Annotated in this window: 19 protein-coding genes; 6 read left to right on the top strand and 13 right to left on the bottom strand. The window is 63.7% G+C overall.

Features of this window, described 5'->3' with window-relative positions:
* Positions 1-38: 38 nt before the first annotated feature.
* From QX039_RS00095 to QX039_RS00065, 7 genes are all read right to left on the bottom strand, one after another.
* Complete coding sequence (locus QX039_RS00095) at positions 39-1,538, bottom strand: lipopolysaccharide biosynthesis protein (protein ID WP_315739483.1); 1,500 nt, start codon at positions 1,536-1,538, stop codon at positions 39-41.
* 187 nt (positions 1,539-1,725) lie between these two features.
* Positions 1,726-2,883 (bottom strand): glycosyltransferase, encoded by a 1,158-nt coding sequence (locus QX039_RS00090; RefSeq protein WP_315772802.1) that lies wholly within the window; start codon positions 2,881-2,883, stop codon positions 1,726-1,728.
* A complete protein-coding gene (locus QX039_RS00085) occupies positions 2,880-4,247 on the bottom strand; it encodes a DUF4910 domain-containing protein (RefSeq protein WP_315772801.1) in 1,368 nt (455 codons plus the stop codon). The genes QX039_RS00090 and QX039_RS00085 overlap by 4 nt, the downstream gene beginning before the upstream one ends.
* A 24-nt stretch (positions 4,248-4,271) precedes the next feature.
* Positions 4,272-5,240 (bottom strand): phytanoyl-CoA dioxygenase family protein, encoded by a 969-nt coding sequence (locus QX039_RS00080; protein ID WP_315772799.1) that lies wholly within the window; start codon positions 5,238-5,240, stop codon positions 4,272-4,274.
* A 103-nt stretch (positions 5,241-5,343) separates the two neighbouring features.
* Positions 5,344-5,886, bottom strand: coding sequence for a dTDP-4-dehydrorhamnose 3,5-epimerase (locus tag QX039_RS00075; RefSeq protein ID WP_315772797.1), 543 nt, complete (start codon positions 5,884-5,886; stop codon positions 5,344-5,346).
* 41 nt (positions 5,887-5,927) lie between these two features.
* Positions 5,928-7,190, bottom strand: a complete 1,263-nt coding sequence (locus QX039_RS00070) for a class I SAM-dependent methyltransferase (protein ID WP_315772795.1) — start codon at positions 7,188-7,190, stop codon at positions 5,928-5,930.
* A gap of 52 nt (positions 7,191-7,242) precedes the next feature.
* Positions 7,243-8,280 (bottom strand): SDR family oxidoreductase, encoded by a 1,038-nt coding sequence (locus tag QX039_RS00065; RefSeq protein WP_315739475.1) that lies wholly within the window; start codon positions 8,278-8,280, stop codon positions 7,243-7,245.
* 379 nt (positions 8,281-8,659) lie between these two features.
* Here QX039_RS00065 and QX039_RS00060 point away from each other — a divergent pair, with 379 nt between their 5' ends.
* The gene (locus QX039_RS00060) at positions 8,660-9,760 is read left to right on the top strand and encodes a hypothetical protein (protein ID WP_315739473.1); all 1,101 of its coding nucleotides are present in this window, start codon (positions 8,660-8,662) and stop codon (positions 9,758-9,760) included.
* A gap of 122 nt (positions 9,761-9,882) precedes the next feature.
* On the opposite strand, the gene QX039_RS00055 is transcribed toward QX039_RS00060, so the two are convergent.
* Together QX039_RS00055 and QX039_RS00050 are read right to left on the bottom strand one after the other, a co-directional pair.
* Entirely contained in the window at positions 9,883-10,536 is a 654-nt protein-coding gene (locus tag QX039_RS00055; RefSeq protein WP_315739471.1) for a PIG-L deacetylase family protein, read from the bottom strand.
* Entirely contained in the window at positions 10,533-11,330 is a 798-nt protein-coding gene (locus tag QX039_RS00050; RefSeq protein ID WP_315739470.1) for a glucose-1-phosphate cytidylyltransferase, read from the bottom strand. The genes QX039_RS00055 and QX039_RS00050 overlap by 4 nt, the downstream gene beginning before the upstream one ends.
* A 482-nt stretch (positions 11,331-11,812) precedes the next feature.
* Between QX039_RS00050 and QX039_RS00045 the strand changes: the two genes are divergently transcribed.
* A complete protein-coding gene (locus QX039_RS00045; protein ID WP_315739469.1) occupies positions 11,813-13,285 on the top strand; it encodes an undecaprenyl-phosphate glucose phosphotransferase in 1,473 nt (490 codons plus the stop codon).
* A 221-nt stretch (positions 13,286-13,506) separates the two neighbouring features.
* Here QX039_RS00045 and QX039_RS00040 read toward each other — a convergent pair whose 3' ends face one another.
* The 3 genes from QX039_RS00040 to QX039_RS00030 form a co-directional block, all read right to left on the bottom strand.
* The gene (locus tag QX039_RS00040; protein ID WP_315739468.1) at positions 13,507-13,890 is read right to left on the bottom strand and encodes an H-NS histone family protein; all 384 of its coding nucleotides are present in this window, start codon (positions 13,888-13,890) and stop codon (positions 13,507-13,509) included.
* Positions 13,891-14,813: 923 nt separating this feature from the next.
* Entirely contained in the window at positions 14,814-15,272 is a 459-nt protein-coding gene (locus tag QX039_RS00035) for a hypothetical protein (RefSeq protein WP_315739467.1), read from the bottom strand.
* A gap of 404 nt (positions 15,273-15,676) precedes the next feature.
* Entirely contained in the window at positions 15,677-15,946 is a 270-nt protein-coding gene (locus QX039_RS00030; RefSeq protein WP_409998109.1) for a hypothetical protein, read from the bottom strand.
* A gap of 404 nt (positions 15,947-16,350) precedes the next feature.
* Here QX039_RS00030 and QX039_RS00025 point away from each other — a divergent pair, with 404 nt between their 5' ends.
* The 4 genes from QX039_RS00025 (at position 16,351) to QX039_RS00010 (ending at position 20,143) form a co-directional block, all read left to right on the top strand.
* Positions 16,351-17,718 (top strand): polysaccharide biosynthesis/export family protein, encoded by a 1,368-nt coding sequence (locus tag QX039_RS00025; RefSeq protein WP_315739716.1) that lies wholly within the window; start codon positions 16,351-16,353, stop codon positions 17,716-17,718.
* Positions 17,719-17,960: 242 nt separating this feature from the next.
* Complete coding sequence (locus tag QX039_RS00020) at positions 17,961-18,263, top strand: hypothetical protein (protein ID WP_315739465.1); 303 nt, start codon at positions 17,961-17,963, stop codon at positions 18,261-18,263.
* A gap of 117 nt (positions 18,264-18,380) precedes the next feature.
* Positions 18,381-19,262, top strand: coding sequence for a sterol desaturase family protein (locus QX039_RS00015; RefSeq protein ID WP_315739464.1), 882 nt, complete (start codon positions 18,381-18,383; stop codon positions 19,260-19,262).
* Positions 19,259-20,143, top strand: coding sequence for an alpha/beta hydrolase family esterase (locus tag QX039_RS00010; RefSeq protein WP_315739463.1), 885 nt, complete (start codon positions 19,259-19,261; stop codon positions 20,141-20,143). Before QX039_RS00015 ends, QX039_RS00010 begins: the two co-directional genes overlap by 4 nt.
* Positions 20,144-20,207: 64 nt before the next feature.
* On the opposite strand, the gene QX039_RS00005 is transcribed toward QX039_RS00010, so the two are convergent.
* Positions 20,208-20,627 carry a DOPA 4,5-dioxygenase family protein gene (locus QX039_RS00005; protein WP_315739462.1) on the bottom strand — a complete coding sequence of 140 codons (420 nt, stop codon included), beginning with the start codon at positions 20,625-20,627 and terminating at the stop codon, positions 20,208-20,210.
* Between the last annotated feature and the right edge of the window lie 256 nt (positions 20,628-20,883).

Raw genomic sequence — 20,883 nt, 5'->3', positions numbered from 1 at the left:
CGACGTGCGGTGCTGTCCGAGCCTCCTTTTGCTCCCTCTCAGCGCTTGCCGGCGAAATCCTGCACGATCGTACCTGCGATCCTGAGCGGCTCGCGGACCCGAAACACGCCGACGACGATCGCGAGATAGAGACAGCCGCAGAAGCACCCGGACAGGAACATGCGCAGGAGGACGGGATAGGCCCCTAGAAGCGCGGCTTGCAGCCACCAGCCGGCAGCTGCGGTCGCGACGGCGCCGATGGTCTGCGGTCCGACGGCCCGGATCACGACCTCCGCACCGATGCCGATCGGACGTCCGGCGTACATGACCGACGGCAGGGCGATCAGCGAGTATCCGACCACGACGCCCCAGGCCACGCCGACCGGCCCAAAGGGCAGCCCCACCAGCACCGCAACGACCTGCGCGACGAGCGAGATGATCCCCCAGGTCTGCCACCGGTCCGCCCTTCCGAGCGACAGATGCAGCCAGCCCTGCGAGCCCTCGACGACGTGCGAAATGCCGCGCAGCGCGATGATGCTGAGCAGCGCTCCCGCAGCCTGCCATTTCTGCCCGAGCAGGACGACGGTCAGGTCCTCCGCCGTGACGGAGAGGATCGCCGCCGCCGGCATCACGAAGAAGGCCAGGATCGAGAGCGCCGCCTCGTACTTCTGCCGCAGCGCGACCGGATTGGTCTGCAGCTTGCTGAGCGCCGAGCTTCCCACCGCATGCGTCTGATTGAGCGCCGCATAGATCGAGTTGTCGTACAGGTTCATCGCATTCTGATAGTACCCGACCTGATCGGGCCGGTAGAGCAGACCGAGCGCGATCCGGTCCACCGCCCGTGACAACGTATAGGCCACGGTGAATCCGACCACGTGGAGGCCAAAACGCACCATCGATCGCACCTCGGCGTCGAACACCGGCGCGCTGGGCCGCCAACGGCAGGCCGACCACGCGGCGACCACGACGCAGATCGATGTCACGACGGGGCGAATGACCAGCGCCCAATAGCCGTAGCCCTCGAACGCCATGGCGACGGCGGCAACCGTCCCCGCCAGCGTGCCGAACAGCTGGATCCGGCCGATGCGGCCAAATTGCAACGTGCGCCGGAGCAGCGCCATGTGCTGATTGGTCAGCCCGGACAGCACGAAGGTGATCGCGACGCAGAGCGCGATCGGCTCCAGTCGCGGATCACCGTAGACCCAGGCAATCAGCGGACTGGATGCAGCGACGACGATCGCCACCGCCGCGCCGATGCCGGTGCTGACCCAGAACAGGCCGCTAACCTGGGCCGGTGTGATCCTGCTGCGCTGGGCGGTGGCGTCGAGCAGGCCGAAGTCGATCAGGAGCGGCGCGAAGCTCGTCAGCACGGTGATGATGGCGACGAGCCCGAAATCCTCCGGCGCGAGCAGCCGGGCCAGGACGATGGCCGCTCCGATCTGGAGCACGGCATTGCCGTATTGGATGACGATGGAAATCAGGCCGCCGCGCAACGCGCGGCGTCCGAGATCGTTCGACTCCCGATGTTCCTCGAAATAGGCGGCGACGGCTTCCGACATCTCCGTTCAATCGCTTTCAAACATTGCAACCAACTTTCCTATTCCCAGTCACGGCCAAACAGATCCGTACAGGGCAATGAAACATCCAATCGTCGAAATGCAGCCGGTATAAAATCGTCTGCAGCCGAAACATGGGCCGCCGGGGCGGCGATGACGCCAATTTGTGGCGGAGAAACGGATTGAAACATCACTGCGCCAACAATGCCGGCTCGCGATCTAATTCATGCTCGCGCGCCACCCCCGGACCGGCCGCCATCTCGGCCAGCCTCTTCAGCCGATCCTTGCGTGCAGCGACGCCCGGCATCGGCTGCAGACCCGTGGCCTCCAGGATCGTCTCCCACCGATACACCCAGTCGTGCCGCATCAAGGTCTGGGCCATGCCGCTTCGCCGCATCCGGTCCTGCCGGACCGGGTCACCGTCCAGCTCCCTGATGACCCGGTCGATGTCGGGCGACGTGTGCGGCACGTCGACCATCGCCTCGGGCCAGTCGAACAACCGCGGAAAGAGTTCGTTGTCGGGACGCTCACCGAGCATGATGGCTCCCGATGCCGCGCCCTCGAAATACCGGTAGCCGAACTCGACCTGCCGCCCGGTCTCCTGCGGCTCGTCGAACTTGCCGGGATTGACCAGAAAATACCTGCTCCTCTTGGCGAGGTTTGCCATCTGGGCCCGGTGCTCCCGGAGGTCGATGGCCTGGCTGCCGCCGATCGTGTCGTGGAGATAGAACAGGCCGCTGTCCCGCGCCATCGCGAGCAACGTTTGGTGCGTGACGCGGGAGCGGCGCCCCATGCTGAAGACGTCGATGACCCTTTCGGGGGGATCGGGATAGGGACAAAAGCGGATCGCGTCGATGGCGAGCGGGAGATGCACGCAAGCCTGGCCGATCTCCTCGCTGAGCGGCTTCACGGTGTTGATCTGGAACGGCATCACGACGTCGAACTTGGCGAGGATCTTCAGGAAGTGCCGGTGCTTGGTGATCTCCTTCACCCATAGCTCGTCCAGCAGGCACACCGAGGTCCTGGACGCACCTCTCAGATCCTCGATCGCATCGAACATGATCAGGTCCTGCGGGAATCCACAGATCGCGAACAGAACGTCGTATTGCTGCCGCGGCTGGATCCGCGCGATCCCAGGATTCAACAGCACGGGCGCGTGGTAGCCCAGCCGGGTGGCGAAGCTCGCCCGTCTGCGCGACGGATCGAGCTCGGGCGCGAACAGCTCGGCGGAATCGACCTCGCAGATGATGTCCTCGAACTCGACGTGGGGGCCGCGATTGAGCGCCTTACCGAAGATGTTTCGGAGTGAAAAGACGGCGATGCGGGGCTTGCCCGGTTGCGAACTCATGACGCCTCACTCTGGTCTTGTCGGCTCACATGCTCCGGTGCTGACGGAGAGGGCGATGACGTTACGATAACGAGGCCGGCGTCCAGCGCGATCCGTGCGGCGGCCTCGATTCGCGCGAACGGAACGTCGGCCCGGACTGCCATGTCGAGCAGGCTGTGCCTGCCATCCGCCAGATTGAGGACCCAGAGGAGGTCCATCTGCGTCGCGCCACCTGCCTCGCGCTGACCGGCAATCGCGCGATACAGACCACGCCGTCCCAGTTGCGGCTCCCCTCGCCCATCGACGCGCTCGTAGATGCAGTCACGATCGAGCAGATCCAGCACCTCCTCGATGACGGCGTAGGATTGGTCGAGACAGTCCGGCTTGACGAAATTCAGATTGTCGGCCGAGGTGTGATATTCGGGGAATGTGCCGTGCACGCCGCGCATCAGGCACCCGACCGGTAGATCGAATCCCGGTGAGCAGAACTGCCGCTCGTCATATCCATAGGGACTGAATGGCAGAATCTCGTGAGGATGCCCTGATTGCTTCAGGACATGCGCGACGACGCGATCGATGGTCGCGCCCCGCCGGCTTTGCTTGTAGTGAAATCCACTGGGGTCGCCGAGACAGGTGAGGACGAGGCCGTGTTCGACACGGTCGAGATCCCGCTCGTTGCGATCGAGCCATGCAAGCGCGCCGATCGTTGCCGGCAGGAATAGAAATCGGTACCCGAGCCGGCGGGGCCGTTGCGCTTGCCGCATCGCCAGCGCCGTCATGACGGCAATCCCTGAGAGATTGTCGTTGGCGAGGCTCGGATGGCAGACGTGGCAGGTGATCAGGACTTCCTTGTCCGTCTGTCCGGGGACGAAGAATTCGCCGTAGGTCAACGATCCCTGCGAGAGCTCGCTGTCGATCTCGACGCGGTAGCTGTCGTCCGTCATCTCCCGCCAGAGACGATCCGGCAGGCAAAAGCCCCAATCGTCGGCATAATAGCCGGTCCGGTATGGAATGAGATCAGGCTGCTCCGGCAAGGTATAGACGTGCTTCGCAAGCTCAGCGCGGCTGAGCACCGCCTGGACCGGCCTGCTGTAGCCCATCACATGCAGATTGTTGTCGGCGAAGTCGACGAGACGGCGACCGGACAGGGTCGAGATCGCCGCGCGACGAATGTTCCACTCTGCCGGCACATGCCAGTCGAGGACGGGCGTGCCGGACGGCACCTCGTGAATCACGAGGTCGACATAGCGTGAGACGATCTCGAGCGTCTGACGGACCCCAGCTCCCGTGAGGCTACGGTTGATTGGAAACAGCTCCGTGATCAGATCATGGAGATCGATCGCCGGCGCCCGCGGCCCACTCGATGATGTGAGGATGTCCAGCATGACCTGCGAACCTTGCATCATCCGTCAGGCCGATGCCTGCGCGGCATCGGCTGCGAGACCGCCGGTCGCCAGCGGCACGATCGTCGGCTGATAGATCAGATGATCGCGGGGCGCCCCGTCCTGATCATACGGCGCGACGACCTCCTCAGGCAGCCGCGCGAGGTCGGTCACCCGCAGGAAGTCGCGCAGGTTCGTGCCCGTGGACTCCGAGTCGACGTTGACGGCGCCGTGCCTGCCGCTGACGTCGACAAAATGCACGGTGCGGAAATCGATGCTGAACCGCGTCACGCCCGAGGTATTCGGCACCGACGAATGCAGATGCGCTCCGGAGAAGATCGTGACGCCGCCGCTCGGCGCGATCACCCGGATCTGTGGATCCAGTGCAATCTCCTGCTCCGGCTTCGGCTGCACCCGTGTATCGGTCTTGATGTGCTGCGCCGCCGATGCACGTGAGGTCCGGTTCCACTCGTAATAGTTATAGTTTCTGGAGCCGTTCTTGATCGCTTCGTCGAAATAGCGCGGGTGGAATGCAAGGCCATTGTCTGGCGCGATGTCATACACCGGCAGCCACCAGTTGAGCTGGCACGGCGGCGCCGAGTACCAGGTGTCGCGATGAGGGTGGAATACGAATGCGATCCCGGTGGTGAGATAGTCATCGCTCGTTGCCGACCGCAGCCGCGGCACGTCGAAATAGGTCAGCTCGGGATCGCAGCCAAGCTCGCGGAGCGCTCCCTGCACCAGCTCCTTCGACCGGGCGTGATGAATGAAGAATGGCTTCAGCCTGACGAGAATCTCGACGTAGCGCTCGACAGGAAGCTCGAATTGCGCCGTCCGCGGATCGTAAGGATGAAACGCCTCCTCGATTAGCTCCCTGGCAAACGCGACCAGCGCATCGAGCGAGGGCGTCGGCGAGTACAGGAACAGCGCACCCTCGTACAGTTTCTGGCGCCGCTCGTGATCGGGCATGATGGCATCAACGAAAATGTTCGTCATTCCGTGATCCTCCTCGACAAATAGTCAGAACCTTCGAGGCGATCGGGCCGCTCCGGGGCCGCCAGATTCCTCCCCCAAGACACCGAGCTGCCGTCATGCTGCTTCACCACAGCTCCCGCTCAGCAAGCGAGGGCCAGGCGGCATCCTTGGCCGACAACACCGTCACCGGCTGCGGCCATCGGATGCCGATCATCGGATCGTCGTGCCGGAAACCGTCCGAGAGCTCCTCGACATAGTCCTCACCCATCAGATACTCGACCGTCACGTCGTCGGTCAGCGTCTGGAAGCCATGGGCAAAGCCCGCGGGGACGTAGAGCATCCGCGCCGTCGAGGGACCGAGCTCACAGGCATAGACCTCGCCGCGCGTCGCAGAATCCGGTCTGATGTCGACGATGACGTCATGGATCAAGCCGGCGCTGCAGCGGACGATCTTGGCGTCGGCCTTCGGCGCGCGCTGGAAATGCATGCCGCGGACGGTGCCGCGGAGACGGGTCACCGAGCTGTTGCCCTGCACCGGGATAAACGCGATGCCCTGCTCCGCAAAGGTCTTCGCGCACCAAGTCCGCGTGAAGCTGCCGCGCTCGTCGGAGCGAACGGTAAGCTCGATCAGCCGCGCATCCGACCGTCCTAGCTGGACAAATCTCATGGCTCAAAACTCTTCGCGCAATCGTGCGGCAATGCCCTGCTCTACTCCTCGATGGTCGCCTTGGGGACCGGCACGATGAACCGGCCGCCCCAGTCGCGGATGGCCGCCATCTGGGCCTTGATCTCGCTCTTGATGTTCCACGGCAGGATCAGGACGTAGTCGGGCTTGGCTTCGAAGATCGCTTCCGGCGGCAGGATCGGAATGCGAACGCCCGGCATGTAGCGGCCCTGCTTGGACGGGGCGCGATCGACCGTGAAGTCGAGGAAATCGGTGCGGATCCCGCAATAATTGAGCAGCGTCACGCCCTTCGCCGGGGCACCGTAGCCGACGATCTTCTTGTTGTCGCGCTTCAGTGCCGTCAGCAGCTCGAGCAGAGCCCGCTTCGTCTCTTTGACCTGCTCGTTCCAGGCCATGTAGATCGCGTCGTCATGCAGCCCATAGGCCCGCTCTCGTGCCAGGACGTCGGCGACGTTCGGGCTCTCCGCATGAGCGGCGCCCTCGTGACAGACGAAGAACCTGATCGAGCCGCCATGCGTTTCCGGGAGCTCGACGTCGAAAACGCGCAAGCCCGCCCGTGCGAAGATGCGCAGGCCCGCGATCAGCGACAGATAGGAGAAATGCTCGTGATAGATGGTGTCGAACTGATGCCGCTGCATCAGGGTCAGCAGGTGCTGGACCTCGAAGGTCGCGACGCCCTCCGACGCCAGCAGAATTTTGACGCCACCGACGAAGTCATTGATATCAGGAACGTGCGCGAGCACGTTGTTGGCCGTGAGGAGATCGGCCGACCAGCCCTCCTCCCGGAGGCGGGTCGCATAGTTGCGGCCAAAGAACTCGATGCGGGTCTCGATGCCCTTGGTACGTGCAGCCAGCGCAACGCTTTCGCAGGGTTCGACGCCAAGGCAGTCGATCCCTTTCTGGAGGGAGTATTGCAGCAGATACCCGTCATTCGACGCGATCTCGACATGCCGCGAGGCCGGACCGAGCTTGAAGCGATCGGCCATGGCTTCGACGTAGCGCCGCGCGTGCTCGAGCCACGAGGTGGAGTGCGAGGAGAAATAGGCATAGTCGGCGCGGAAGATCTCGGACGCGGCCAGGAGGTCGCGTGTCTGCGCCAGACGGCACTCGCGGCAGACGAAGGTCTCCAGCGGATAGAACGGCTCCGCGCGCATGTAGTTGGCGGGATCGATGTAGTCGTTCGCGACCGGCGAGGCGCCGAGGTCGATCAGCTTGAGGGTCAGGTCGTCGCCGCAGTGCCGGCACTTGGGCGCGACGCCGACGGCGGTGGGAAGGGTCAGTTCCATGGTGTCTCCGTCACTGTCTTTGCCGGCCGAGGCGAGCGTCTGCCCGGCGCGATCACGTCCATTGCAGCCTGTCGTTGATCCTGGCCGTCTCCATGTGGTCCTGCAGAACCTTGAGACGGATCAGATCGGACGAGCGAAACTCGGCATCCTTGAACTGCATTCTCTTGAGACCCTCGACCAGGTTCTGGATCGACTGGTCCAGGGTGACCTGCGGTTGATGATCGGGTGCGAGGGAGCGGTACAGGCCGAAATCGACCTTGTAGGAGCGGCTGTCCACGGGCGCGGAGGTGTTGATCGATACGCTGGTCCCGGGCACTCGCGCAGCCACCGCATTGGCGAGATCCTTGACCTGGTAGTTGCGGTCGTCGGAGCCGGCATTGATGGTGAGGAAGCGGCCGCCCGTCGCCGCCGGCCGGTCAATCGCCCAGTCGATCGCCCGCGCCATGTCGGCGACGTCGATCAGAGGGCGCCAGGGGGTGCCGTCGGAGAGCACGCTAATCTGGCGACGGGTGAGCGCGCAGGCCACGAAATCGTTGAGGACGAGGTCGAGCCGCAGCCGATCCGACATGCCGCAGGCCGTCGCAAAGCGCAGACAGGTGATGGTCATGCCGGTGTCGATGGCGGCGAGCTCCTGCTCCGATCCGATCTTCGACTTGGCGTAGGCCGTGATGGGATTGAGCGGATCGCTCTCCTTGCGCGGCGGTCCGTCGGCGATGCCGTAGACGCTGCAGCTCGACGCGAACACGAAATTCTTCACACCAGCCGCCGCAGCCCTCCTGGCGAGCGATACGGTGGCGTTCTGGTTGACGTCGAGCGTCACCTCCTGGAAGCGATTGCCCATCGGATCGTTGGAGATCGCCGCCAGCTGGACCACGGCGTCATAGCCACGGAGGTCGAGCGACATGTCGCGGACGTCGCCATGGATCTGCTCGTCGAGACATCGCTCCGGAACAACCGGCGCTCCGGTCAGGCAGTGCGCGAAATAGGCGTTGTCGAAGCCGTGTAGCGTCGCATCCGGGCGCTGCGCCCGCAGATGCCGCGCGACGACCGGACCCACATAGCCCATGTTTCCGGTGATCAGTACCTTCAAAATCGCACCCTCTATGTCACCAACCAAAACGAGAATTTAAATCACCCTCCAATAGATTATAATTTAATTTTCTAGCCAGCGTCCAGTGAATCCGTCAGCAAGCGACGTCGCCAGCCGCTTTCTCCGGCGCGCACATAAAACTCCGTGAAAACCCGTGTATTTACCCCGATCCGCCTGATGTCGCGACCATCCGGCCGGCGCGGCATCAGGCGCCCTCTTGATTTAATTAATTGACTCAAATTAAATAACGCCACAAAAGGGACAAATGTTGACCGCAGATCTCGGCAGCTTTAATTCGATCACTGGCAAATGAGGCGTCCCGCGCGGGATGCCCCGCCCGCCTCGATGACGCATTGATTTAAGCATTGAAAGACAGAGCATGACATTATCCGCCGGCGACTGGGTCGAAGTGCGCAGCAAGGAAGAGATCCTGGCCACTCTCGACGCAAACGGGCGCCTGGAAGGGCTGCCGTTCATGCCGCAGATGTTCAAATGGTGCGGTCAACGCTTCCAGATCTACAAGCGCGCCCACAAGACCTGCGACACGGTCACCGGATACAACACCGGAGAATGGCTCGGCCGGCGCCTTCCCAACGCGGTGCATCTGGAGCACCGCTGTGACGGCGAGGCCTATGGCGGCTGCCAGGCGGCCTGCCTGATCTTCTGGAAGGAGGCGTGGCTCTCCCCGGTGGACGCGACCAAACCCGCGCCGGCCGGCCCGGACCGCGCGGCTGCGCCTCAGCCGTCCGGCGGATGCACGGTGCGCGCGGTGTGGGACGCGACGAAGTCGCCGGATCAGCAGCCGGGAAAAGGCCCGCGCTACGCCTGCCAGGCCACCGAGCTGCCGACCTACACCCAGCCGCTCAAATGGTGGGACGCCCGGCAATACGCCGAGGACGTCGCGTCCGGCAATGTCTCGCTCGCGAAGATGTTGAAGGGCTTTCTCTACTTCGCCTATGTCGGCGCCACCATGGCGCGCCGTCCGCGCCTCGGCCGGCCCGCGCGCTGGGTCTACGACCGCGTCCAGTCGCTGTGGGGCGGCGTACCGTTTCCGCGCAAGCGCGGAGATCTCCTGACAGACAAGGACGCGCCGATCGCCGATCTCGGGCTGCAGCCCGGCGATCTCGTCCGCGTCCGCCCGCACAAGGACATCCTGGCCACCATCGACAAGCAGACCAACAACCGCGGCATGGGCTTCGACGCCGAGATGGTGCCCTATTGCGGAAAGGTGTTCCGGGTGCGAACGCGCGTCGAGAAGTTCATCGACGAGCGCACCGGCTACATCCGGCGGATGAAGACACCGGCCGTCATTCTCGACGGCGTCTATTGCCAGTCGCGCTACAGCGAGAACCGATTGTTCTGCCCGCGTGGCATCTATGCGTGGTGGCGCGAGGTCTGGCTGGAGAAGGTGCCGGTCACCGCAATCGAGCGTCCGCCGGCAGAGGAGATCGTCGAACTTCCCCGACGGGCGGCCGGCTGAGCGCTGGCCGCAGCCACGCGTCGCGGCCAAGCGCCGATCACTTCCTCGCAGATCGGACATTGCCGATCGGACATTGATGCGTCGTCCGCGAGGACCTCACGGCCAGCGGATTCGGCCGCCGTTCACCCCAAGGACAGCTTGCGCACGACGAATGCCTCGGCATAGCGCTCGGCGGCGCGGCATTCCATGCCCCGCAGTCGCGCCAGTCCCATGAACGTTTCCGGGTCGAACCATTGCTTGGAGCGCTGGCTGCCGAAATGCGCCATCAGCAGCGCGACCTTCCGCTTCATGATCCGCTCGGAGACGGGCATGTAGACATTGGGCCGTCCGAGATCGCCATCCCATTTCGGAATCTCGTACTCCAGCACGAGATGATCGCGGAACGTGTTCCAGACCAGGCGGTTGACCTGCCGATGATCCTGATGGGCGTCGTCGCGGCGGTGAGCGAGAATGACGTCCGGGTTGATCCGGCCTTTGAGCTGCTCGAACCAGGCCTTGATCTCCTCCCCCTGCTCGGGGAAGAAGCCGTCGCGGAACTGCATGATCTCGAGATTGCGGCCGGCGGCTTCGGCAAGGAAGTCGTCGGCAGACGCCCGCGCCTCGACGCCGCGCTCGCCATTGCCGCTGAGCACGCACCAATGAACATCCAGGCGGACGCCCTGGTCGAGCCAGGACAGCAGCGTGCCTCCGGCCCCGATCTCGATGTCGTCGGAGTGCGCGCCGAGACACAGGACCGACAGCCGGTCGCCGCGACCGGCGAGCTGCAGGGCCCTCATCCGTTCACCACCGCCGGAAGGTTGGCGCCGAGCTGCCAGGGCGTGTCGCCGCGCTCGATCATCTCCTCGAGCACCTGGCGGTCACGGAGCGTGTCCATGGCGCGCCAGAATCCTTCGTAGCGGTAGGCCATCAGCTCGCCGCGGTCGATCAGCCGCTTGAACGGCTGCACGACGAGCTCATCACCCTCGTCGATATAGTCGAATATCTCCTTGCGGAAGATGAAGTAGCCGCCGTTGATCCAGATGTTGGAATCGTTGCTCGCTGCCATGCGGCCCACGGTGCCGTCGGCGTCGAATTCGGCGAGATGAAAGCTGATCGGCGGGTGGATGGCGATGAAGCAGCCGATCTTCCCGCTGCGCTTGAAACGATCGATCATCTCCGGCAGCGGCGCGTCCGTCAGGCCGTCGCTGTAGTTGGCGAGAAAGATCTCCTCGCCCTCGACCATGTGCCGGACCGCCCGCAGTCGCTGACCGATGTTGCGCCAGATGCCGGTGTCGACCAGCGAGACCCGCCAATCCGGGGGGCGATCGCCCAGCAGCTCGACCTTCTTGCCGAACTGCGAGATCGTGCAGTCGGTGGTGGACGCCTGATTGTAGTTCAGGAAATAGTCCTTCACCACATTGGCCTTGTAGCCCAGGCACAGAACGAAATCCCGGTGCCCGTACTGGCTGTAATACTGCATGACGTGCCAGAGGATCGGCTGGTGGCCGATCGGAATCATCGGCTTCGGAATGCTCTCGGAATATTCGCGGATCCGCGTCCCGAGCCCTCCACAGAACAATACGACCTTCATGGCGCGACGTCCTTCGGGTTCTCAATCTTTGAAATGAGCATCATGATCTTCCAATCTCGCCGGCCGGCCTCGAAGACAGCTCGCCGTGCCCTCGCTTCGCCCTCTCGGCTGCACGAGGAAAACCTCCCCCTGCATTCGGTCGGCTGCGGACGCGTCACCCGCGTCGCGGGCGCCCGGCACCGGATTAATAATCCAATTATATCTCTTTTTAAATGCCATTCTTGGCCGCCCGCATTGAAATATCCGTTTCATGAACATTAAATCGTCACGCGGGCATTGCCAGGGCCGACTTGGAGGGGGCGAGCGGCCTCGTTCCGTCCTCCAGAACCGGCATTCCGGCGTCACCGGCCTCGTCGCGGTATCGGGAGACGTCCGACGGCGCGAATAAATCCCAATGGCAGTTTTTAATTGTTTAAATTAAATACCAAAACATATAATGACGGCTAATCGCTATTTAACCGAGTTTCGAACACCGACATCCCATGCATTACGTGGATCAGCCCAAGACTCTCGATCGAAATGGCATGCCGGCCGTCCTCTTGGAACGACAATTCCAAGGGCGGAAATGGCCCGTCCACTACGACTCGGTGGAGCCCTTCGCGATCGCGGCGGACATTGCAACGATTACCATGTCGAGCGTCCTGTCCGGGTTTCTGTATCATCTGCAGGATCCGGCGGGAGCCAACGACGTCAGTAAATCGCTCGGGTTGGCGATCCTCGTGTCGGCGCTGTTCGTCTCGCTGATGAAGATCCGCGGGATGTACCGGCCGGCCGAGCTCCTGATCCTGCCGCGCCAGATCCGCGCGGCCTGCCTGACCTGGGTCACGGCGTTCCTCGTGCTGGCCGGCGCGCTGTTCGCGCTCAAGATCGGGAGCGAATTCTCGCGCGGCACCAGCATCGTATTCGCGATGTTCGGGCTCGCGACGCTGATCCTGCATCGCCGCACCACCGCATATCTGCTGGCAAAGGGGCTGGCGGAGAGACGATTTTCCGGCCGAAACATCGTTCTGATCACCGATGAAGCAAGCAAGGACAACGCCGGGCTGACCCAGGTGCTCACCGACACCGGCTTTCGCGTCCAGCGACACTTCCTGCTTCCTGAGCCCGACGCGGATCCGGATCAGCGGCAGCGGATCGTTTCGAGCGTGATCGATTATGTGCGCGGCTCCGATATCGAAGAGATCGTCGTCGGCGCCAATCCCGAACCCTGGTCCGATCTGCGAACGCTCGGCGCGGAGCTGAGAGTCCTACCGTTTCCAGTGAGTTTCGTGCCGGTCGGAACGGCTTCGGACATCTTCAAGCGGCCGTGCCGCGAACTCGGCAATGCGGTCTGCATCGAGCTGCAGCGCGGCCTGCTGAGCCCGCTTGAACACGCCACCAAGCGGCTCATGGATGTCATGCTGGCGGGCATCGCGCTGGCATTGATGTCGCCGCTGCTCCTGCTGGTGGCGATCGCCATCAAGCTCGACTCGGCCGGGCCAGTGCTGTTCCGGCAGCAACGCTGCGGATTCAACGGCCGATCTTTTCAGATCTACAAGTTTCGCACGATGTCCGTTCTCGAGGACGGGCCTTCGATCGTCCAGGCCCAGATCGGCGACAGCCGGTTCACCCGGCTCGGGACCTGGCTGCGCCGGACCAGCATCGATGAGCTGCCGCAGTTGCTCAACGTCCTGGACGGCAGCATGTCCCTGGTCGGCCCCCGCCCCCACGCATTGGCGCACGACAACGAATTCGACAAGCTCGTGCGCAACTACGCGTTCCGTCGCCGCGTCAAGCCCGGACTGACCGGCTGGGCGCAGGTGCATGGCTGCCGCGGCCCGACGCCCACGCGTGCGTCGATCGAACAGCGCGTCGAATTCGACCTCTGGTACATCGACAATTGGAGCCTGTCGCTCGACGTCGCGATCCTGCTGAGGACGCCGATCGAGCTGATCCGCGGCAACAATGCCTATTAGGCGCATTCGCAACGGATGATGATCGCGAGCCAATCGGCGGAGCCGTGCGGGGCAGATCGGACGGGCCCACTTCGGTCAGGTCTTGATCGGCGGATCGCGACGTTGCGGCGTCAAACCGCTCACATGTCGTTCGTGGATGCTGAGAGGGCGAATCAGGCCCGGTATCGACGCGCAGCGTCGCTCAACTATCGGCGCGACGAGCTTGATTGAAGCTACCCCGATCAGGCGCGCTGACGGCGACTTTTCGAAGCGCCAGCCCCATTGATCGCAAATTCCTCGATCCGATGCCCGGTCTTGATCGCCGCCACCAGCCAACGCGGCTGCTTGCCTCGGCCGGACCAGGTCTCGGAGGTCTGTGGGTTGCGATACTTCGGCAGGACCCGGGGATATTTCCGCCGCGCCTTGCCGCTGGTGGTGTAGGACTGCCCACCCTCGCTGCCGGCGCCTTCGATGGCACCGCGGCTGCGGTTGAGAACCGCCAGACGACGTTCGAGTTCGCGCTTCTCCGACGTGATCCTCACGGCGAGGATCTGACTGATCTGCTCATGGAGAGACCAGAGGTCATCGAAAGACATCGCCTCGAAATCGATCTTCTTGGTGGACATGCAGCGACCTTTGTCTGTGATCTCTATCCTGCCGAATTAACGTCATATAATTCGGTATTTCGTTCCGCAAGTGGCTCACGCTCGGAAAAACTGAATATTTGAGTTTATACCAATCCGGCTAGACCTAATGGTTGTAACTCAAACAATTATCAACCCGCAACCCCCTTTTCCGAAATTATGTCGCACCGCCCCCAGATTGTGGCAACATTCGTCTGCACGCTGGAAGAAGTCGCCGAATCAACACGATTTGCAACGGATTCGCTGCTTATTGAGGCAAGATCGCGTCAAAGTGACGTAGGTTTGATGATCAAACGGTGCCGAATTCGGTCGCTGAACATTTTCACCGCGCCATGTTTTTCAAAGCTGCCGCGAGGGCTTACAACCTATTTGGGCGAGCACCCCGATAACCCGGATCGAGATATTTTTGCATGCGCACAAAATGTCGCGAGCTGGTTTAATTGAGCCCGCATCGTGAACATGCCGCAAAGCCGCCGACATCGATTCGGCGAATCAAGCGCCTTCGCCAAACACGGGATCCTTCAGGCGCGCTCATGCGAATCAGACTCAAACACGTCGCGCCGACGGCATCCGGGGTCGCGCGGCGTGAGACAGGCACACCACCGGCAGCGGAAACTGACTGCCGCGCGATCGGCTGTGGCGTGGAGGACGGCTGCGGTCACCCGGCGGCCCGATCCCCCGCCCACCGGTGACATGGGTTCCGGCCGGCACTGTCGCGGGGCGCCGTCTTTGCGCGATACGACGGCTGAAGAACGTTCCGATGACATCCGGCCGTCGCTGCCAGCGACAGCAGCACTGGGCGATCTGATGTGCCGTCGGGGTCGATGCTGAGCGGCTGTCGCCTCGCGCCGGCAACCGGCGCGACCATGACGGCCGGCCGCCGCGTCGATCAATTTCCGATGCGATTATTTCTGCTGCCTGGTCCGACCCGGCACCGCCGGCTGGGGCGCGATCAAATGAGCCGTCCCGCGGCGGCGCCGCGTGGCCATCGGGCGACGCCTGGGAGCCGCGGACTTCTTCGCGCGCTTGCCCAGGCTGCTGCTGATGGATTGGATCTCCTCGAGCAGGGCATCACAAAGCTCGATCTGAGACCGCAGCGCGGATTGCGGCGAACGGCCCGACGATGGCCGGCCGAAACGTGATTTCGCAAGGCGCATCTTATTCAGCGATTTCAGGACAGCATTCAGAGCGCCACCGCCGCCATCCGTCTCAATATCCTCGATCAACGCGGTACCAAGCTCGTCACACAAGGACGGACCCCACTCATTGGCGAGTTTTGAGGGATTTTTCTCGACTTCCGGCAAACCGTCATCGCGACGATGCACGGATTCGATTTTAGAAATTAAATTAACCACTCGCGACAAGTTAATTTACCATCTGGCAGCAAGACATTAAATACCTCTGGCACTCGCTACGGTTTGCAGTAAAATGCTACCGCATTGCCAGAAAGGACTTATTAAGCACCTTTGGTCCGGTACAATTGAAGCTTTAGTTTGTTCAGTCTACCGTTTTATGTCTCCGACCGCGCGTAATCGTCTGGACACGATTAATTTAATTTCAGATCACGTAAAAACACGGTGCGGAACTACCCATTTAATCGTCTGCGCGATGATCGACACTCCCGAACACGGCTGGGGCGGGCGCCAGCCGTCGGAACGAGCACGGCCCGCATCAACCATCGCGGCCGCCATCTCGCGCCAAGCTTGACCATGAAGCTGCCGAGCAGAGCGTCCAGCGCCCTTCGGAGACGCCGAGGAAAGGGCCGAGGTTACCACATCATGGGCCGTTCCGGCGCTCCGCACACCACCGCGCGGCGGTACAGCACGCCCCGGGGCGTCTGGACGGCGACACGCCGAATACACCCGGGATGAATCGCGAGATTGTAATGAAACGGAGTGGCCTCGAATGCCCCGTGCAGCCGGCAGAGTCTGCTGAGATCCGGCCCGCACTCCGTCAGCGGATAGAGGCCGCGCGCGGACGCGGGATCGGATAGGCCCGTGAAGGCGATCGCGAAAGCAGCTGCGGCGATCCTGATCACGTTCGACAATTGCGTGCTCCGTTGCAAAGAGCCTCAAGGGCTGGCGCAGCAGCATAGACTTGATCGGCGGCCTTGGACAGCCGGCCGCCCGCTTGCGGTCCGGGCGCCCCGTCCGACGGCCTTGGCTCACCGACTCGTTGCGCGGCCTGCGATGTCGTCGCCCCCTGCCTGAGCGAAGCGACTCAGGCTAACCGTTGCGCAACGGCTTTGTGCTTAAAATTGCTGGGCTCCTGTTAGGTCGAACGGATCATCCGTCCACCATGGACCTCCGGCGGAGTTGACAGCTCGTTGCGGTAATATGGTAAGGTCAGACTGTGACCTAATTGGCACGGCCGGGCAAAAGCGGACCAACCCGCCCGGCGGTGCGCTTTCGTCCAGTATGGCCGCCGGGTAGGTTGAAATATGTGGGACGTTCTCCCTTCTTGGTGGAGGGAGCAGCGTGGGGAAACGTATTTTTGCTGTATTCGGGGATGGGTTTGAAGGCCTTGATCAATCCGCGCGGGTCGACCGGCGGCGGGGGGTCTCCTGTGCGCAACAGCGCAGTGGACCCGAGCGGCTTTCATAGCCTTTGCCGTGGCTCGCGCGCGCTCCTAACTCTGGTGATCTTGGCGCTTCTGCCAGCTTGTTCCTTGCTCCCCGGAACAGGACCGACCAGCGACGCAGTGAACGACAATGCCACGGCCAGCGTGCGGTCGAACACGGCGCTTCCCTATGCGCTGGTCGACATCAGCCCCGAGACGATCGGCTTCCTGTCGCAGCCCAACATGGTCACGTTCCAGGGCGTGTTTCCGGACAAGCGGCCGAAGCCGGTGCAGGTCGCCGGTATCGGCGACGTGCTGAACGTTTCCATTTTCGAAGCCGCCCCAGGCGGACTGTTCACGCCGCCCACGGCCGCCGGCGCCCGTCCGGGCAACTTCGTGGATCTGCCGGCGCAGGCGGTAGACCAGCAAGGCAATATCCGCGTTCCCTATGCGGGCGAGATCGCCGCCGCCGGCCGGACTCTGCCGCAGATCGAGCAGGACATCGTCTTCCGGCTGCAGAAGCGCGCCCTCGAGCCGCAGGTCGTCGTCAGCCTGAACCAGCAGCATTCCAGCGTGGTCAGCGTGCTCGGCGACGTCAATACGCCGGGCGTGCTGGCCCTCAACAGCGTGGGCGAACGCCTGCTGGCGGTGATTGCACGTGCGGGCGGCCCGAAGCACGAGGCCATCGAAAGCTACGTGACCCTGCAGCGGGACGGCAAACGTGTGCGCGTGCTGCTCAGCCGCGTGGTGCAGGATCCGCGCGAGAACATCTTCATCCGCCCGAACGACGTCGTCTACATCACGCGGGAATCCCCCACCTTCACGGCCCTCGGCGCCCTCAATCAGAACGTCTTCGGCTTCAATTCCGAGATTTCGTTCGATACGGAGACGCTGACGCTGGCCCAGGCGATCGGCAAGGCGGGCGGCCTGAACGATCAGCAATCGGATCCAGCCGAGGTCTTCCTCTATCGCTACGAGGAACGCCCGCTGCTGCAGAAGCTCGGCATCGATACCAGCCGCTTCATCTACGACCGCATTCCGACCATCTACCACGTCAACCTGCGCGACCCCTCCGGCATGCTGCTGGCCTCGGGCTTCCAGATGCGCAGCAAGGACGTGATGTACGTCGCCAACGCCAAGGTCGTCGATTACTACAAGCTGCTGACTCTGATCAACAACACGGCGACAACCACGTCCAACACGGCCACGGCGGTGATCAACGTCAACACGGCGACGAAGACCAGGTGGTGAAGCACACCGACGGGCCGGTAGCGGCCTGAACAGGCGCCGGAACGTCGAGGGTGCGGCTGGACCAGAGCCCGCCGCGCCGCTCGATGTTGCGGTATCGGACGGCGATCGCGTGACAAGCCGTTACAATCCGGCCAATCACCGCGACCAAACGACACCGGCGGTGCATCCGCCCGCGACATCCAACGCACAGTATCCCTCTGCAGGCGACGCGATCGCCGGCGCGAACGAATTGGGAGACTGACGTGAAGACATCCATCGCGACCATTTTGCTCGTGGCAGTCCTTTCGGCGGCAGCCGCGGTCGACGCGAATGCCTGGACCCGCAGCGGCTCGGTCGCCGGACCGCGCGGCACCACCTCATTTGGCGGCTCCGGCAGCTGCTCCGGCGGCGCCTGCGCCTGGCAGGGTGGCGGCACAGGTCCCGCCGGCCGCAGCTGGTCGCGCTCCGGCTCCGCGAGCTGCAGTGACGGCAGCTGCACCCGGCAGGGCCAGGGCACGGGACCGCGCGGCAACTCCTACAGTTACAGCCGCACCGTCACGCGCTGAACGGACGCCGTAGCGTTGCTGCTCGCGGCCTCCCTGAAGCATCGATGTCGCCGGTCCGCCTGCCTCTCCGGGGCGGACCGGCGCGCCGCCTCCATTCGATGAGGCCGGATGCGCGCCATGCCCATCTTCTCTTCCCTACCGCCGTCGACGCGCATGATCGTGCTGCTGACGGCGCTCGGCTTCATGACGCTGGAATATGGGCTCGGCCGGCTAGCAGGCCGCGAGACTCACGACCTGCGCGAGACCGCAGCCTCGTTCGCCATCGCGATCGGACAGCATCTGATCCGCGCAATGGTCGCGCTCGTCGCGGCCTTTCCCTTCGCCATCGCCTATCGCCACAGGATCTTCGATTTCGACGCGAGCCGGCCGCTCGCCCTGCTCGCATTGTTTCTCGCCAGCGAGTTCGTCTACTACTGGCACCATCGCGCCTCGCATCGGGTTCGCTGGCTGTGGGCCACGCATGCCGTGCACCACTCTTCGACGCATCTGAACCTGACCGCCGCCATTCGTCTCGGCTGGACGAGCGAGATCTCCGGTCATGTCCTGTTCTATCTGCCGCTGGCGCTGCTCGGCTTCCATCCGCTCGCCATCATCGGCATGCTCGGCGTCAATCTGCTCTACCAGTTCTTCATCCATACCGAGCTCGCGCCGCATCTCGGTCCACTCGAATATGTGCTGAACACGCCGCGACATCACCGCGTCCACCACGCAGCCAACGAGTCCTGTCTCGATCGCAACTATGGCGGCGTGCTCATCATTTTCGACCGGCTGTTCGGTAGCTTCGCCGAGGCCCCGGCCGGCGAAACCTTGCGCTACGGCCTCGTCGGCGTTGCGCCGAGCTTCAATCCGTTGCGGATCGCATTTGGCGAATGGATTGCGATCGCCCGCGACCTCGCGGCAGCCCGGAGCTGGGCGATGCGGCTGCGCGTGCTGGCCGCCGCGCCCGCACAGAAGCCCCACCGCGGGGAGTTACCCGACAGCCGAGAAGGATGCTCATGACGTCACATCTCCGATCGTTCATGGCCGCCATGGCAGCGGCTCTGTTCGTCTCGACCACGGCGGTCGCCGCGGAGCGCGGCATCACCATCGACACAAGCGATGGTCCGCGTCATGCGATGGTGATGACCACGGGCAAGACGCCGCAGCCGACTGTGATCGTGCTCCATGGCGCGCTCGGCAGCGGCGCCGGCGCCGCGCGCACGACCGGTTTTGCCGAAGCCGCGAGAGCTCATGGCTTCGCCGCGGTCTTTCCCGATGGCCTCGACCGGCAATGGAACGACGGCCGCTCCGGCGGTCCCGATGATGTCGGCTTCATCCGCGCCTTGGTGCGGCACCTCGTCGCCGACGGTACGGCCGCCCCCCGGCGCATCTATCTTGCCGGCATTTCGAATGGCGGCATGATGAGCTTCACCCTGGCCTGCAAGGCGCCGGAGCTGTTTGCCGGGATCGGCACGGTGATCGCCAACATGCCGGATGGCACCGCGCCCTGCGCCGCGCGGCCGGTGCCGGTGGTCATGATCAACGGCACGGCTGATCCGATGGTGCCCTATCGCGGCGGCGAGGTCGGGCTGCGCGGCGGGCGCGGCCGGGTGTGGAGCGCTGAAAAGACGGCGGAGTTCTTTGCGCGGCGCGACGGCTGCGGCGTGCGCCAGGCCGCGGCGCTGCCGCATCGGGATCTCGCCAGCGACACCTCCGTCACGCAACTCAGCTGGCGCGATTGCCAAGTGATCGGCGGCGTGTCGCTGTATCGCGTCGAAGGTGGCGGACATGCCCTGCCCGGCCGCCGCCCGCTGGCGCCGCGCCTGCTAGGCCCGAGCAATTTCGACATCGATGCCGCCGAGGTCATTCTCCGCGCGTTCGATCTCGCGCGCACGCTGTAGTCCGGCAAGTCCGCCCAGGCTCCGACCGTGCGGAGACGGCGCGGCCACCAGTGCGCGCGCGAGCTCAGGCGGCGATCGTCGGCGTGGTGTTCGGCTCGCGCGGCAGCTCTGCCTCGCCGTGCGAGGGAAGATTCTCGCCGCGGATGCCGAGCGGCTGTCCGATCCACAACGCGTGCGCGGTGTGATCGGCCAACGGCTCCGTCGTATTCGGATGCACGAGCACGCTGAGGCGACCATGATTGAGCATCAGCCATGGCACCAGCACTGGAAACACGTCGACCGCGAAGGCGACTTGATACATCGGCCGCTCGTGAGGCCCGACCAGCGCGTCATGCCAACGCCCGAGCGTCACAAGGAAGCGGTCGGCAATCCACTGCCGCAGCTGCGCGGCTTCGGTTCGGGTGGCATCATTGAAATAGATGTGGGCATGAAAGCTCGCAATTGCGCTCAGGCGATGCGGCTGCCCCGCCGAGGTCGTTTCCATCCGCGCCTCTCGATCATTTTCAATCGCGTTGGCCGCGCGGGCGAACCGATGCGGCATGGTCATCCTAGCATCGCTAGCCCGGCCTCAGTCGCGGCGCGAGTCATCGGCGGCGGACTCTGGCCTCGAGAGCTCGGCGGGGCTCGAGCTTCGACCCCGGCAGCATGTCGCCGCGCGAGCTGACGCACCAAGACAAACGACAACGCCGCGCTGAGGTTTCAGCGCGGCGTTGTCGTTTGGGGAGTGAAGAGGGGATGTC

It is taken from the genome of Bradyrhizobium sp. SZCCHNR1043 (genome assembly GCF_032489675.1).
Classification (GTDB): domain Bacteria; phylum Pseudomonadota; class Alphaproteobacteria; order Rhizobiales; family Xanthobacteraceae; genus Bradyrhizobium.
This window is presented reverse-complemented; position numbering and strand designations above follow the sequence as displayed.